The following is a 14,224-nucleotide window of genomic DNA, read 5'->3' as shown; positions in this document are numbered from 1 at the left end:
GACAAACCGCCACGACCCGACCGAGACCCCGTGACCCTTCTCGCCGATCGCGCCCCCGCCAAGGTCAACCTGACGCTCCACGTCCTCGGCCGCCGCGTCGGCGACGGTTACCACGTGCTTGAGAGCCTCGTCGCCTTCGCGGGGACTGCCGACCGCCTGACGCTGGATCCCGCTGCCCCGCTGGGCCTGACCGTCAGCGGGCCCACCGCCGGCCCGGCCGGTCCCACGGACGACAACCTCGTCCTCCGGGCCGCCCGGGGGCTCGCCACGCGGGTGCCGGGGCTGCGCGTGGGCGCCTTCCATCTGGTGAAGCGCCTGCCGGTCGCGGCGGGGATCGGCGGCGGCTCCTCCGACGCCGCCGCGGCGCTGCGGCTGCTGGCGCGCCTCAACGGGCTGTCCCTCGACCACGAGGCCGTCGGCGCGGTGGCGCGCGAGACCGGCGCCGACGTGCCGGTCTGCCTCGTCCCGCGGGCCCGGATGATGCGCGGGGCCGGCGAGGAGATCGGCCCGGCCCTCGGCCTCGCGCCGCTGCCCGCGGTGCTGATCAATCCCGGCGTTCCGGTGCCCACCGCACCGGTCTTCAAGGCGCTGGGCCTCGCCGCCGGCCAGGATCTCCCGGGCGCGCCGCATCCGACGATCCCGCAAGACATGACGACCGGCGCGCTGCTGGAAGCCCTGGCCGGGGCCCGCAACGATCTGGAGGCGCCGGCCCTGACCGTGGCGCCGGTGATCGGCGACGCGCTCAAGGCCCTCCGCGGCCAGGGCTGCCGCCTCGCGCGGATGTCGGGCTCGGGTGCGACCGTGTTCGCGCTGTTCGCCGACCGTCGCGCGGCCGTGCGGGCCGCCGCAGCCCTGCGCACCGCCCACCCTGCATGGTGGGTCGCACCGACCTTCCTGCGCTGAGCCAACCCGCGGCAGGCGTTCAGGCCGGCTTCGCTGCGTAGACCGTCACGACCCCGTTCCCCTCCGGCACCATCACGCGCCAGCGGCTTGCCCGCGGCAGGTCGCCGGGATCCATCGCGCTGACCCGGCCGCTCCCGACATCGAAGGCGGCCAGCCGGCCGTCCCTGTCGCAGCCGCACAGATACGCGCGGCCGCCACCGAGATGGAGCGCAGCCGGAGCGAGGGCGGCGTGGCCGAAGGCGATGTCCGCGAGGGCACCGCTGGGCGCCAGGAAAGCGCCCCGCAGCGCCAACACGTCGGTGTCGGGGGCGATCTCAGAGACGATCCGCAGGTGGCCGTCGGCCTCGTGACGCCGGTTCAGCAGCAGGGCCTCCCGCCGTCCGTCACGCAGGACGACGAGGGCGAGATCAGGCCCGTCCGGGCCGGCGATCAGGTAGCAGCTGCCCGGCCCGAGCTGGTCGAGGCGGGTGGTCCGGCCAGGAAGGCGCGGCTCCATGGTCATGCCTCCATCCGTGCGCGCCGCTCACCCCGCCCCTTCCGGTAGAACGCGCGGCGCTCGGCTTCGGCCCGCACCACGGTGGCGCGCACCTGAAGCAGGTCCTTGCGGGTCAGGAGCCCGACGAGGCTGCCGGTCTGCGGATCGGTGACCGGCAGGCGGCCCTGCCCGGCCGACAGCATCACGTCGAGGGCGTGCGAGACCACGTCGCCCGGATGGACGACGGCCAGATCGGCGTCGGAGACGCGCTCGCCGAGGGTGCCCGCCTCCGTCTCACCCTCGCGCTCTTCGAGGGTCCAGCGCAGGGCGTCGTTGCGGGAAACGAGGCCCACCGGCCGGCCCGCGCCGTCGACCACCGGGTAGGCGTGGTGGAGGCCGGTCTCGATGGCGGCGAGGGCCTCGGCCAGGGGCAGGTCCGCGTCCAGGGTCTCGACGGTGCGGGTCATCACCGCCTCGACCCGGGCCAGATCGTAGGGATCGATCCCGTATTCCCGGGTGACGTGCTGCCCGCGCCGGGCGATCTTCTCGGTCAGGATCGAGCGCTTGAGGAGGAGCACGGTCACCGCGTAGGCCGCCATGGTGGCGGCGAGCAGCGGCGCCAGGGCGGCGACGTCGCCGGTCACCTCGACGGCAAAGACGACGCCCGTGAGCGGCGCCGGCAGCGTGCCGCCGAGCATCGCCGCCATGCCGAGCAGCGCCCAGAAGCCGTGGGCGCCGGGCAGGAGCAGGCCGATCAGCCAGCCGACGGCGCCGCCAAGGATCAGCAGCGGCGCGAGCACGCCTCCGGACGTGCCCGACGACAGGGCGGCGAGCCAGATCACCGCCTTCACCACCAGGATCAGCACCACGGCGCTCGCCAGCATGTGGCCGGAGAGCAGGTCGTGGATCACGTCGTAGCCGACGCCGAGCGCCCGGGGCTCCGCGAGGCCGCCCAGGCCGACCACGACGGCGCCGAGGGCGGGCCACCACATCCAGTGGAGGGGAAGCCGCCCGAACCCATCCTCCAGCGCGTAGAGCGCCCGGGTCAGCGCGCCGGAGATCAGGCCGCAGGCGACGCCGAGCAGCGCGCAGGCGGGAAGCCCCCACCAGGGCAGGGCCGGATTGTCGGCGAAGGGAAACAGCGGGCCGGCGCCGAACAGGGCCGGCCGCCAGCAGGCCGCCGTGACCGCCCCGACGGTCACCGGGACGAGGCTCCGCGGCCGCCACTCGAACAGCAGGACTTCGACGGCGAGCAGCACGGCCGCCACGGGCGTCCCGAAGATGGCGGTCATGCCCGCCGCCGCGCCCGCCACCAGCAGGGTCTTCCGCTCGGCGGCGCTGAGGTGGAAGAACTGCGCGAAGAGCGAGCCGACCGCGCCGCCGGTCACGATGATCGGCCCCTCGGCGCCGAACGGGCCGCCGGTGCCGATCGCCACCGCCGAGGAGAGCGGCTTGAGCACGGCCACCTTGGGCGACATTCGGCTCCCGCCGATCAGGATCGCCTCCATCGCCTCCGGGATCCCGTGGCCGCGAATCTTCTCCGAGCCGTAGCGCGCCATGGCGCCGACGATCAGCGCCCCGATCACCGGGATCGCCACCATCCAGGGCCCCGGCGTCGCGCCGGCCAGGGAGGTCAGAGCGGTATCGAAGCGGCCATACCACGCGAGATTGGTCACAAGGCCGATGAGCGTGAGCAGGATCCAGGCGGTGCCGCTCGCGGCCGTGCCGGTGACGACAGCCATGCCGGCCAGCGTCAGGACCCGCCGATCAGCACTGAAATCCCGCAGCGCACGGCGCAACGGCCTCGCACCCCCGCGCTCCCCTTCCGTCCCGCCGATCATCCAGGCCTCCTTTCCTCACGACCGCATTTATGTCGTGATCCGATATAATCCACAACGGCACGGTCGTGGCGAGGCTGCACAAGCCTGTCGATCCGGGGCATCGTCGGCGGATCACAGGCCCCATCACGGAGGCGATCATGAACACCGACGCGTCCGGGACGGAGGCGCTGTCGCGGGAGCAATATGCGGCGCTCGCGGATTTCCGGTTCCGGCTCCGCCGCTTCCTGGCGTTCAGCGAGGCCGCGGCGGCCCGGGCGGGGCTGCCGCCACAGCAGCATCAGGCCCTGCTGACCCTGGCAGGCCATATCGGACGCGCGCCCGCCACGGTCGGCCTTCTGGCCGAGCAGCTGCTGATCGCCCCGCACAGCGCGGCCGAACTGGTGTCCCGCATGGTGGAGGCCGGTCTGCTGACCAAGACACGCGCCGTGGAGGACCGGCGGCGGAGCGCGTTGTCGCTCACCCCCCGTGCCGAGGGTCTCCTGCAAAGCTTGACGGCCGCGCATCTGGACGAGCTGCGCAACCTCGCCCCCGCCCTCACCGACGCCCTCGGACCCGCGACGCGCTGACGCGACCGGCGGCCGATGGGTCGTTCAATCGCAGGGGACCGGCATCACCGACCCGCCTGCGGGGACGGAGCGCGAGGGATACCTTCGCGGCGGGCCGCGGTCCGATCAGCCCGGGGCGACGCGCTGCCGATCCGATGGTGGGGCGGTCTGGCTGTCGATGCGGGAGCCGCGAGGCCCCGCCTCAGCGCGCCCGCGCCACGCAGAACTCGACGGCGCCGAGGAGCGCCGCCTTGACGGGCCCGTCGGGGAAGATGTCGAGGGCGGCCCGGGCCTCTGCGCCGTAATGGTGGGCGCGGGCGACGGTCTCCTCCAGGGCGCCGTGGCGCTGCAGGAGGTCGAGGGCCGTTTCCAGATCGTCGGCGCCGATCTCGCCCTGCTGCAGGGTGCGGCGCCAGAAGCCGCGCTCGCCCTCGCTGGCGCGGCGGTAGGCGAGCACGATCGGCAGGGTGATCTTGCCCTCGCGGAAATCGTCGCCGACGTTCTTGCCGAGCTCCGCCGAGGTGCCGCCGTAATCGAGCACGTCGTCGATCAGCTGGAAGGCGATGCCGAGATTCATCCCGTAGGACCGGGCGGCCGCCTGCTCGGCCTCGGGCCGTCCGGCGAGCACCGGCCCAACCTCGCAGGCGGCGGCGAACAGCTCGGCGGTCTTGCCGCGGATCACCGCAAGGTAGGCGGCCTCGTCGGTCTCCAGGTTCTTGGCGTTGGTGAGCTGCATCACCTCGCCCTCGGCGATCACCGTGGCGGCGGCCGAGAGGATGTCGAGCGCCCGCAGGGAGCCGACCTCCACCATCATCCGGAAGGCCTGGCCGAGCAGGAAGTCGCCGACCAGCACGGAGGCCTCGTTGCCCCACTTGATCCGGGCGGCGACGCGGCCGCGGCGCATGTCGCTCTCGTCGACCACGTCGTCGTGGAGGAGCGTCGCGGTGTGCATGAACTCGACGCTGGCGGCGAGCTTCACGTCGCCGTCGGTCGCGCCCGCGTAGCCGCAGAGCTGGGCGCAGGCGAGCGTCAGGATCGGGCGCAGGCGCTTGCCGCCGGAGGCGATCAGGTGGTTGGCGACCTCGGGGATCATCGCCACGTCCGATCCCGTCCGCGACAGGATCGTGGTGTTGACCCGCGCCATGCCGTCGGCCACCAGCGCGACGAGGTCGTTGAGCCCCGCCTCCGCCTCGGGCTTCGGATTCTCGATGGAGAGGGCCATACCCAAGATCCGTGACCTCCAGACCGGTCGCCCCTCAGGGGGCGGGCGATCCCTTCGCACGCGCCCCGCGGCGCCGCAACATCGTCGCCGTCCGGATATGGGGTGCCGCCAGCGCGGGGCTCACGCGACGAAACCGCCGATCCGAGCCCGCTTCGGAGCGAACGCGCGATGATCGAGCTGATCCGGGCCAACGATGTCGTGCTGATCGGGTTCGCCCGATCGGTCCTCGAGGCAGCCGAGATCCCGGTCCTCGTCGCCGACAGCCACATGAGCCTGATGGAGGGATCGATCGGGGTCTTCGGCCAGCGCCTTCTCGTCCCGCGCGACCATGAGGCCCAGGCCCGCCGCCTGCTCACGGATGCCGGCATCGCCCACGAGCTGCGCCAGCCGTGACGGAAGAGGCCGACACCGGCGCCGATTCCTTCCTCGGCGGCCTCCTGCGCCTGCACCAGCCGCCGCGGGGGGCGCATCGCGCCGGGACCGACGCGGTGCTGCTCGCCCGGCTGCTCGCGCCGCAGGCCGGGGAGCGGGTCTGCGATGTCGGCGCCGGGACCGGTGCCGTCGGTCTCGCCTGCGCGGCCCTGTCGCCGGGCCTCCGGCCGACGCTGGTCGAGCGCGACCCGGTGCTCGCCGGGCAGGCCCGCGCCAACGCGGCCCTCAACGGCATCGACGCGCAGGTTCTGGTGGCCGACGTCCTGGCATCCGCGGCGGAACGCCGCGCCGCCGGCCTGGTGCCGGACAGTTTCGACGTCGTGCTCACCAACCCGCCGTTCTTCGCACCCGGCAGCCACCGTGCCTCGCCACATCCGGGCCGCGCCGCCGCCCACACCTTCGCGGGCGGGGATCTCGAGACCTGGATCCGGACCTGCACGGCGATCCTGCGGCCCGGCGGCCGCCTCGGCCTGATCCACCGGGCGGACGCCCTTCCCGCCTGCCTCGACGCCCTCAAGGGCCGCTACGGCGGGCTGGCGATCCGCCCGGTCCATCCCCGCGGCGACGCGCCCGCGATCCGTGTGCTGATCGCCGCGGTCCGCGGCAGCCGCGCCGCCGCGAGCCTGCGCCCGCCCCTCGTGCTGCACGGTTCCGACGGCACCTTCACGGCCGAGGCCGAGGCGCTCCATCGCGGCGCACCCTGGCCATCGCTCTGAGCCGTCAGCTTACGCCGCCAGCGCGGCGGGCTCGGCATCACGGATGCCGAGGAACCGCTCGACCTCCGGAAGATCCGGGAAGGCGAGGAATTCCGGACGCAGCGGCTCGGGCAGGCCCTCGAAGTTGAGGCCCGGGAACGTGTCGGGATGCGGGTAGAGCTGCCAGGCCGCGCCGGGCTCGACCGGGGGGAACAGGATCGCGACCTTCTCGGCGCCGAGGCGCACGATCCGCGTCGGGCTGTAGGACAGCGTCTCGATGCTCCAGCCGTGGTGGGAATCCCGGCGGGCCTTCATGGTGCGGCGGCTCGTCGCGCGATGCATGGCGGTCTCCTTCGGTGGGGTGGAAGCGGGATCAGGCGGCGCTGCGGCGTCCGGCGCGCTTCGGCCAGCCGAGCGCCACGAGGCGGGCCTTGGCGTAGTCGCGCACCTCGTCGCGGGTGCCGGGCGGCATCGTCGCCAGGACGGCCTGGGTGGCGCCGTCCAGCATCAGGTCGGTGACCGCGTTGATCGTCGCGGCCTCGTCGATGCGGCGCTTGAGGTCGCCCTCCGCCTCGGTGACCTCGTCGAAGGCGGGCGCCTCCTCGAAATCCTCGTCGACGGCGCGGACCGGGATCTGGTGAGCGCGGAACTCATCGGCCTCCTCCTCCGAGTAGACGAGACCGTGCAGCTCGATGAGCTTGAGGATGACGCGGTCCTTCCCGCGCTTCTCGGCCATGGCGTAGACGTAGGCCGCCTGCTTGCCGGAGACGCGGTAGTTCACGTTGACCAGCGCCTCGCCCATCGACCACTCGACCCGCTCGGTCCCGGGCTTCGCGCCGGGCAGGCGGCCGGTCACCAGGATCACGGCCTCGTCGCGTTCGGCCCGGATGACGGTCGGCGGCTCGAACACGATGCCGGCCTGGGCGGCGATGCGCTCCAGGGTCTTGTGGTAGATGACGGCGGTCCCCTGAACGCGCCAGACATTGCCCCCGAAGGGCTCGCCGTAGCGGACGAGGATGTCGGCGATCTGCTTGTCGGCGGTTCGCATGAGGCGCTCGTTCCGTCAGGAGGGAGGCAGGTCGTCCACAGCTTTTCTCGGGGACGCTCTTTCGTTCTCTTTTTGTTCACGTCTATATGCGCAATCTGCCCGCGATGCGCAAGGCTCGGACGCCAAAACCTGCGGTTGCGGACATGCGTCATCGTCCCCGCGCGCCGGGGGCATGGCCCGGGACGCCTCGAACAGGCGCGGTCAGGAAGCTCGATATAGCGATACTTTTCAGACCGGCGAACGCTGGGAGGTTTAGACGCGCGTGGGCGTAGCGCGGGTCCCCTCACCCGCACGGGAGAGGGGGCGCGTCGCGGATGTCCCAAGAAGACGGTTGGGTGTCGACGCGATCGTCCAGGAGCGCGTCGGCTCCGACGCCCCGTCAGCGTTAGCACCGTCTGCGACCACATTCCGGCGACCCCACCGCCTGCGCCGCCGTCCCGCATTGTTGCTGCACCGCACCCTAGGCTAGACCGCTTCCACGATGTCCGAGACAGCTGCCGCGATGACGCCTTCCCTCTGGACCCGCCTGTCGAATCCCAGCCATTTCATGCGCTGGTCAGGCGCGCTGGTGCCGTGGCTCACGGCCCTGTCGCTCGCCGTCCTGGCCCTGGGGCTGTACCAGACCTTCTTCGTGGTGCCGCCCGACTACCAGCAGGGCGAGACCGTGCGGATCATGTACATCCACGTCCCGGCGGCGTGGCTCGGCGTGTTCTTCTACGGGGCCATGAGCGTGTCGGCGATCGGCACCCTGGTCTGGCGCCACCCGTTGGCCGACGTCGCCCAGCGGGCGGCGGCGCCGATCGGCGCGGCCTTCACGCTGATCTGCCTCGTGACCGGCTCCCTGTGGGGCAAGCCCATGTGGGGCACCTACTGGGTCTGGGACGCCCGCCTGACCTCCATGCTCATTCTGCTGCTGATCTATTGCGGCATCATCGCCCTGTGGCGCACGCTGGAGGATCCGAACCGTGCCGCACGCGCGGTGGCGATCCTGACCCTGGTCGGGGCCGTGAACCTGCCGATCATCAAGTTCTCGGTGAACTGGTGGTCGACCCTCCACCAGCCGGCCTCGATCCTGCGCATGGGCGGCTCGACCATCGATCCCTCGATGCTCTACCCGCTGCTGGTCATGATCGGCGCCGCGACCCTGGGGGGGACCACCCTGCATCTCTACACGATGCGCACCGAGATCATGCGTCGCCGGGTGCGGACGTTGACGATCCGCGAGGCCGAGCGCCTCGACCGCGCCCAGCCGCACATCACTCCGACACCGGCCGCGATGCCGGTCGGCCAACCGGTATAGGGGGCCGCAATGGATCTCGGGTCTCACGGCGGCTTCATCCTGCTCGCCTACGCCTTCACCGCCTTCGTGATGGTCGCCCTGGTCGGCAACGCCCTGCGCGATCGCCGGACGCAGCTGCGTGCCCTGAAGGGCTTCGGCGAGGATCGGCGATGACCGCGCCCCTCGACGAGGCGACCGGGCGGCCGCCGCCGGTCCGCCGCTCGCTGCTGCTGATCGTGCCGGCCCTCGCCTTCGCGGCGCTCGCCGCCGTGCTGTTCCTGCGCCTGCGCTCCGGCGCCGATCCGGCGGCCCTGCCCTCCGCGATGATCGGCAAGCCGGTGCCGCAGTTCGATCTGCCCGCCGTGCCGGGGCTGACCGCCGGGGGCGCGCCCGTGCCCGGCCTGTCGAGCGCGGATCTGAAGGGCCAGATCACGGTGCTCAACGTCTTCGCCTCCTGGTGCGCGCCCTGCCAGGTGGAGCACCCGATGCTGATGCGCCTGGCGAAGGAGCCCGGCATCCGGCTCGTGGGCATCGACTACAAGGAGCCGAGCCCCGAGGCTGGCCAGCGCTTCCTGGCCCGGCACGGGGTCCCGTTCAGCGCGGTGGGGGCCGATGCCGGAGGGCGGGCGGCGATCGATTTCGGCGTCTACGGCGTGCCCGAAACCTTCATCATCGGGCCGGACGGCATCATCCGCGACAAGCTCGTCGGCATCCTCACGCCTGAGAATTTCGCGAGCGTGCTGACGCGGATCCGCGCCGCCGGCAAGGTCGCGGCGGCGCAGTAGACCCTAGATTTCGGGCTGCGGGGTCTTGCGCTCGTAGCGGGTCAGCAGCGGCGTCTGCGCCAGGGCGAACAGCACGGTGATCGGCATGATGCCGAACACCTTGAAGTTCACCCAGAAATCCTCCGTCTGCGTCCGCCACACCAGCTCGTTGAGCGCCGCCAGCACGAAGAAGAACACGCCCCAGCGGAAGGTGAGCTTGCGCCAGCCCTCCTCGGTGAGGCTGAACATCGAATCGAGCACCACCGAGAGCAGCGAGCGCCCGAACAGGAGGCCGCCGAGCAGAACGGTGCCGAACAGGGCGTTCACGATGGTCGGCTTGACCATGATGAAGGTCTTGTCCTGCAGCGCCAGGGTCAGGCCGCCGAACACCACCACCACCACGCCGGACACGAGCGGCATGATCGGCAGGCGGCGCACCATGACGTAGTGGATCGCCAGCGCCAACACGGTCGCCGCGATGAACACGCCCGTGGCCACGAACAGCTTCTGGTCCGGGGCGACGCCGAACTTCTCGGAATACGCGTTGCCAAGGAAGAACAGCACCAGCGGGCCGAGTTCCAGCGCCAGCTTCACGAGCGGCGGCAGGTGGCGGTGCGGGGGGACGGATTCGATCTGCATACGCTCGGTCGGCTCGGCTGCGGCGCTCACGGTGGGCCGGGAGCGTCGAACGGGATTTGCGGGGTGTGTGGTACGCCGAGCGCGCGATGTCCATGACATCGCGCACCAAAGGTCGGCGGGCGCCCGCGTCCTAATCCTTCTCCAGCCCGGCGATGGCCCGGGCGAAGTCGCGGGCCGCGAAGGGCTCCAGGTCCTCGACGCCCTCGCCGACGCCGATGAAGTGGACCGGCAGGCCGAACTTCGCCGCCAGCGCCACCAGGATGCCGCCCCGGGCGGTGCCGTCGAGCTTGGTCATCACCAGGCCCGAGACTGGCGCGGCCTGCGAGAACAGCTCCACCTGGCTGAGGGCGTTCTGGCCCACCGTGGCGTCGAGCACGAGGATCGTGGCGTGGGGCGCCTCCGGATCCTGCTTGCGCAGCACGCGGACGATCTTCTCTAGCTCCGCCATCAGGCCGGTCTTGTTCTGGAGCCGGCCGGCGGTGTCGATCAGCAGCACGTCGGTCCCGGCGGCCGAGGCCTGCTTGAGGGCGTCGAAGGCGAGGCCCGCGGCATCTGCCCCCTGCGCGCCGCTCACCACCGGCGTGCCGGTGCGCGCGCCCCAGACCTTGAGCTGGTCGATCGCCGCCGCCCGGAACGTGTCGCCCGCCGCCAGCATCACGGTGCGCCCCTCCGCCCGCAGCTTCGAGGCGAGCTTGCCGAGGGTCGTGGTCTTGCCGGCGCCGTTCACGCCGACGGTGAGGATCACGAAGGGCTTCCGGCTCGCGTCGATGGCGAGCGGCACCGCCACGGGCTCCAGCGCCCGCTCGACCTCCGCCGCGAGGATCGCCCGCACCTCGTCCGGCGAGATGCCCTTCTCGTAGCGGCCCTTGCCGACGGCCTCCGAGACCCGCATCGCGGTCTCGAGGCCGAAATCGGCCTGGATCAGCGCGTCCTCCAGGTCCTCCAGGGTGGTGGCGTCGAGCTTGCGCTTGGTGAACAGGCCGGTCACGCGCTCGGAGAGCGCCGACGAGGTCCGCTTCATCCCCGAGGTGAGCCGGCTCCACCAGCCCTTGGCCTCCGGCTCGCGGTCCGGCCCGGCGCCCGCGTCGTGGGCCAGGGCCGCGGCGCTGTCGACCGGCTGGATGTCGGGCATCGGCGCGACCACCGGCTCCCGGTTCACGTCACCGGTATCGACCGGGTCGGCCCCGTGCGCGGGGTCGTCGCCGGCGGTGCCGGCCGGCGGACGCTCGGGCTCGCCCGCGACGGGCAGCAGATCGGCGCCCTCGACCACGTCCGGGACCGGCTCCCCGGTCTCCTCGGGCGGCAGCGGAACATGCGCGACGTCCTCCGCGGCGGTGGCGAAGTCCGGCTCACCCTCGGAGGGCGAGGCCGCCTCCGCGGGCAGCTCGGCCTCGGGCTTGTCTTCCGGCTTGTCCTCGGGCTTGTCCTCGGGCGCGGGCTGGCCTTTGCGCCCGAACAGGCGTCCGAACCAGCCGGGCTTCTCCTCGCTCGCCATGAAATCGCGTCCTCGCCCCACCTTGCCCCGCCGACACCGACCCTCTAGCCGATCCGGATGTCCAACGCCTTCGACATAGGCGCGCGCCTCCTCTACCGCGATGCCCTGCTGCTCGTCATCGACAAGCCGGCGGGTTTACCGGTCCATCCGGGTCCCCGCGGTGGCGAGACGCTCACCGATCACCTCGACGCCCTGCGTTTCGGCCTGCCGCGCCGCCCGGAGGCCGCGCACCGGCTCGACCGCGACACCTCCGGCTGCCTCGCGCTCGGCCGCCACGCCAAGGCGCTGGCGCGGCTCGGCAAGCTGTTCTCCGGCAGCGGCGTCGACAAGACCTACTGGGCGATCGTGGAGGGCGGCCCCGCCGAGGAGGCCGGCCGCATCGACCTGCCGCTGGCCCGCCGCTCGGACGATCCGCGCTCCTGGTGGATGAAGGCCGACCCGGCGGGCGATCCGTCGCTGACGCACTGGCGGGTGCTCGGCCGCGCCGGGGGGCGGACATGGCTGGAGTTGAAGCCGGTGACCGGCCGCACCCACCAGCTCCGGGTCCATTGCGCCGCCTCCGGCTGGCCGATCCTGGGCGACGCGATCTACGGCGGGGCGCCCCGCGGCAGCGCGCTGCACCTGCACGCGCGGACCCTGTCGATCCCGCTCTATCCGAAGCGCGACGCCATCACGGTGACGGCCCCACCGCCGCCGCACATCGCCGAGGCCGTGGCGCCGCTCGCGGCTCAGGCCGCGATCAGCCGCGCCCCGTCGTGAGACGCGATCGCGACGCTGTGGAACGTGCCGGGGGCAGGCGCGTCTGACAGGCGCACGGCGGTGAAATCCGCGCTCCGCCCGGTGCCGCCGCGCTCCGCCAGCACGGTCAGCCGCCGTCCGACCTGTGCGTCGAGGTGCTGCCACAAGGCGTCGGCACCGGCTGCGCGCAGCCGCGCCGCCCGCGCGCGGATCGCGTCCGCCTCCACCGGCGGCATCCGCGCGGCGGGCGTCCCCGGGCGCGGGGAATACGGGAAGACGTGCAGGTGCGTCAGGCCGCATTCCGCCACGAGGTCGAGGGAGCGGGCGAACTGCGCCTCCGTCTCGGTCGGAAACCCCGCGATCAGGTCGGCGCCGAACACCATGTCGGGCCGCAGCCGCCGCACGGTCTCGCAGAAGCGGATCGCGTCGGCGCGCAGGTGCCGGCGCTTCATGCGCTTGAGGATCAGGTCGTCGCCGGCCTGCAGCGACAGGTGCAGGTGCGGCATCAGCCGCTCCTCCTCGGCGATCGCCGCGAGCAGGGCGTCGTCGGCCTCCACGGAATCGATGGAGGAGAGGCGCAGGCGCGGGAGGTCGGGCACCGCCCGGAGGATCGACCGCACCAGACCGCCGAGGGACGGCCCGGCGAGATCCCGTCCATAGGCGGTGAGATCCACGCCGGTCAGCACCACTTCCCGCCCGCCCCGGGCCACGAGGGTCTCCACCTGCGCGACCACATCGGGCACCGGCACCGAGCGGGAGACGCCGCGTCCGAACGGGATCACGCAGAAGGTGCAGCGGTGGTCGCAGCCGTTCTGCACGGGCACGAAGGCGCGGGTATGCCCGGCCATGGCCTCGATCCGCGTCGGCTCGGCCATCCGCGCCGCCATGACGGCCCCCGGTCCGGTCGCGGCCGCCGACCAGCCCTCCGGCCGCAGCTTCTCGGCGTTGCCGACGAGGCGCGCGACCTCCGGCATGGCCGCGTAGGCCTCCGTCTCCACCTCGGCGCCGCAGCCTGTGACGACGATCTCGGCGCCGGGCCGTTCGCGGGCGATGCGCCGGATCGCCTTGCGGGCCTGCCGCCCGGCCTCGGCGGTGACCGCGCAGGTGTTGACCACCACCCGGTCGCGGCCGTCCGCGGCCGCATGGGCCCGCAGAGCCTCGGACTCGACGGTGTTGAGGCGGCAGCCGAAGGTGAGGGTCTCGACCGCCATCAGGCCGCGCTGTCGAACAGCTCCGGCGCCAGGGTCCCCTCGGCGACGAGCGCGACCGGGCCGGTCATCAGGACATGGTCGTCGGCGCGCCACTCGATGAACAGCTCGCCGCCGGGCAGCGCGACCTGGGCCTGCCGGCCGATCATCTTGAGGCGCGAGGCGGCCACCACGGTGGCGCAGGCGGCGGTGCCGCAGGCGAGCGTCAGCCCGGCGCCGCGCTCCCAGACGCGGAGCTTGATCGTCTCGCGGCCCGTCACCTGCGCCACGGAGATGTTGGCGCGCTCCGGGAAGAGCGGGTGGTTCTCCAGCATCGGACCGATCCGCGCGAGGTCGAAGGAATCCGGATCCTGCTCCACGAAGAACACCGCGTGCGGGTTGCCCATGTTCACCGCGCCCGGCGAGTGCAGGATCGGATCGTCGATCGGGCCGATCTGCAACTCGATCCGGCGCGTGTCCGGGAAGGGCTCCGACAGGGGAATCTCGTCCCAGGCGAGACGCGGCCGGCCCATATCGACCGTGAAGGCCCGCTCCGAGACGCGGCGCACGCCGAGCACGCCCGCTTCGGTCTCCAGGGTGAGCCGCCCGCCCTCGGCCGGCCGGGCCATGGCCGGATCGTCGAGCATCGCGTAGGCGACGCAGCGCGTGCCGTTTCCGCAGGCGCCCGATTCCGAACCGTCGGTGTTGTAGATCCGCAGGAACGCGTCCGTGCCCGGGCTCACGGGATCGTGTAGCACCATCAGCTGATCGAAGGCCGAGCCGGGATCCTGCGCGATCGCCCGCGCCTCCTCGGGCCGCACCGTCACGGTGGAGCCGCGCAGGTCCAGCACCACGATCGCGTTGCCGGCGCCGTGCATCTTCAGGAAGCGTCTGTGGGCGAGTGCGCTCATGCGGTCCCGCAGGTCGAGGAGGGGCCGGCTATATCGCAAAAGCGACCGCC

The 14,224-nt window shown here is 72.6% G+C and carries 17 protein-coding genes; 8 read left to right on the top strand and 9 right to left on the bottom strand.

Annotation, left to right across the window (positions count from 1 at the left end):
* Positions 1–30 precede the first annotated feature (30 nt).
* Positions 31–903 carry a 4-(cytidine 5'-diphospho)-2-C-methyl-D-erythritol kinase gene (locus MCBMB27_RS22675; protein WP_075381328.1) on the top strand — a complete coding sequence of 291 codons (873 nt, stop codon included), beginning with the start codon at positions 31–33 and terminating at the stop codon, positions 901–903.
* A 19-nt stretch (positions 904–922) separates the two neighbouring features.
* On the opposite strand, the gene MCBMB27_RS22670 is transcribed toward MCBMB27_RS22675, so the two are convergent.
* Both MCBMB27_RS22670 and MCBMB27_RS22665 read right to left on the bottom strand, forming a co-directional pair.
* Positions 923–1,405 (bottom strand): hypothetical protein, encoded by a 483-nt coding sequence (locus tag MCBMB27_RS22670; RefSeq protein ID WP_075381327.1) that lies wholly within the window; start codon positions 1,403–1,405, stop codon positions 923–925.
* Complete coding sequence (locus MCBMB27_RS22665; RefSeq protein WP_075381326.1) at positions 1,402–3,219, bottom strand: chloride channel protein; 1,818 nt, start codon at positions 3,217–3,219, stop codon at positions 1,402–1,404. Before MCBMB27_RS22665 ends, MCBMB27_RS22670 begins: the two co-directional genes overlap by 4 nt.
* Positions 3,220–3,356: 137 nt before the next feature.
* Between MCBMB27_RS22665 and MCBMB27_RS22660 the strand changes: the two genes are divergently transcribed.
* Positions 3,357–3,785 (top strand): MarR family winged helix-turn-helix transcriptional regulator, encoded by a 429-nt coding sequence (locus MCBMB27_RS22660; RefSeq protein WP_075381325.1) that lies wholly within the window; start codon positions 3,357–3,359, stop codon positions 3,783–3,785.
* A gap of 181 nt (positions 3,786–3,966) precedes the next feature.
* On the opposite strand, the gene MCBMB27_RS22655 is transcribed toward MCBMB27_RS22660, so the two are convergent.
* Positions 3,967–4,986: a polyprenyl synthetase family protein gene (locus MCBMB27_RS22655; protein WP_043347174.1), complete on the bottom strand. Its 1,020-nt coding sequence runs from the start codon at positions 4,984–4,986 to the stop codon at positions 3,967–3,969.
* Between the two features lie 168 nt (positions 4,987–5,154).
* Here MCBMB27_RS22655 and MCBMB27_RS22650 point away from each other — a divergent pair, with 168 nt between their 5' ends.
* Positions 5,155–5,379: a putative signal transducing protein gene (locus MCBMB27_RS22650; RefSeq protein ID WP_026604550.1), complete on the top strand. Its 225-nt coding sequence runs from the start codon at positions 5,155–5,157 to the stop codon at positions 5,377–5,379.
* Positions 5,376–6,134, top strand: coding sequence for a tRNA1(Val) (adenine(37)-N6)-methyltransferase (locus tag MCBMB27_RS22645; protein ID WP_075381324.1), 759 nt, complete (start codon positions 5,376–5,378; stop codon positions 6,132–6,134). Before MCBMB27_RS22650 ends, MCBMB27_RS22645 begins: the two co-directional genes overlap by 4 nt.
* 9 nt (positions 6,135–6,143) lie before the next feature.
* Here the strand turns inward: MCBMB27_RS22645 and MCBMB27_RS22640 are convergent, their stop codons facing one another.
* Both MCBMB27_RS22640 and MCBMB27_RS22635 read right to left on the bottom strand, forming a co-directional pair.
* Positions 6,144–6,455, bottom strand: a complete 312-nt coding sequence (locus MCBMB27_RS22640; protein WP_020090705.1) for a hypothetical protein — start codon at positions 6,453–6,455, stop codon at positions 6,144–6,146.
* A gap of 31 nt (positions 6,456–6,486) precedes the next feature.
* Positions 6,487–7,161 carry a hypothetical protein gene (locus MCBMB27_RS22635; protein ID WP_043382610.1) on the bottom strand — a complete coding sequence of 225 codons (675 nt, stop codon included), beginning with the start codon at positions 7,159–7,161 and terminating at the stop codon, positions 6,487–6,489.
* Positions 7,162–7,663: 502 nt separating this feature from the next.
* Here MCBMB27_RS22635 and MCBMB27_RS22630 point away from each other — a divergent pair.
* The 3 genes from MCBMB27_RS22630 to MCBMB27_RS22620 are packed head-to-tail and all read left to right on the top strand — an operon-like array spanning position 7,664 to position 9,225.
* On the top strand, positions 7,664–8,461 hold the full coding sequence (locus tag MCBMB27_RS22630) for a heme ABC transporter permease (protein WP_043382608.1): 798 nt from the start codon (positions 7,664–7,666) through the stop codon (positions 8,459–8,461).
* A 9-nt stretch (positions 8,462–8,470) separates the two neighbouring features.
* Complete coding sequence (ccmD, locus tag MCBMB27_RS22625) at positions 8,471–8,614, top strand: heme exporter protein CcmD (protein ID WP_043347163.1); 144 nt, start codon at positions 8,471–8,473, stop codon at positions 8,612–8,614.
* Positions 8,611–9,225, top strand: coding sequence for a DsbE family thiol:disulfide interchange protein (locus MCBMB27_RS22620; RefSeq protein ID WP_053611104.1), 615 nt, complete (start codon positions 8,611–8,613; stop codon positions 9,223–9,225). The genes ccmD and MCBMB27_RS22620 overlap by 4 nt, the downstream gene beginning before the upstream one ends.
* Positions 9,226–9,228: 3 nt before the next feature.
* Here the strand turns inward: MCBMB27_RS22620 and MCBMB27_RS22615 are convergent, their stop codons facing one another.
* Positions 9,229–9,843: a septation protein A gene (locus MCBMB27_RS22615; protein WP_075381323.1), complete on the bottom strand. Its 615-nt coding sequence runs from the start codon at positions 9,841–9,843 to the stop codon at positions 9,229–9,231.
* Between the two features lie 130 nt (positions 9,844–9,973).
* Entirely contained in the window at positions 9,974–11,338 is a 1,365-nt protein-coding gene (gene ftsY / locus MCBMB27_RS22610; RefSeq protein WP_043760283.1) for a signal recognition particle-docking protein FtsY, read from the bottom strand.
* Positions 11,339–11,395: 57 nt separating this feature from the next.
* On the opposite strand from ftsY, the gene MCBMB27_RS22605 reads away from it, so the two are divergent.
* A complete protein-coding gene (locus MCBMB27_RS22605; protein ID WP_043347155.1) occupies positions 11,396–12,097 on the top strand; it encodes an RluA family pseudouridine synthase in 702 nt (233 codons plus the stop codon).
* On the opposite strand, the gene mtaB is transcribed toward MCBMB27_RS22605, so the two are convergent.
* Complete coding sequence (gene mtaB / locus MCBMB27_RS22600) at positions 12,067–13,287, bottom strand: tRNA (N(6)-L-threonylcarbamoyladenosine(37)-C(2))-methylthiotransferase MtaB (RefSeq protein WP_075381322.1); 1,221 nt, start codon at positions 13,285–13,287, stop codon at positions 12,067–12,069. The genes MCBMB27_RS22605 and mtaB overlap by 31 nt on opposite strands.
* Complete coding sequence (dapF, locus tag MCBMB27_RS22595) at positions 13,287–14,174, bottom strand: diaminopimelate epimerase (protein ID WP_043382597.1); 888 nt, start codon at positions 14,172–14,174, stop codon at positions 13,287–13,289. Before dapF ends, mtaB begins: the two co-directional genes overlap by 1 nt.
* Between the last annotated feature and the right edge of the window lie 50 nt (positions 14,175–14,224).

The organism is Methylobacterium phyllosphaerae, from assembly GCF_001936175.1.
GTDB classification, from domain to species: domain Bacteria; phylum Pseudomonadota; class Alphaproteobacteria; order Rhizobiales; family Beijerinckiaceae; genus Methylobacterium; species Methylobacterium fujisawaense.
Note: the sequence above shows the minus strand (reverse complement) of the source record. Positions and strands in the feature narration are given on the sequence as shown.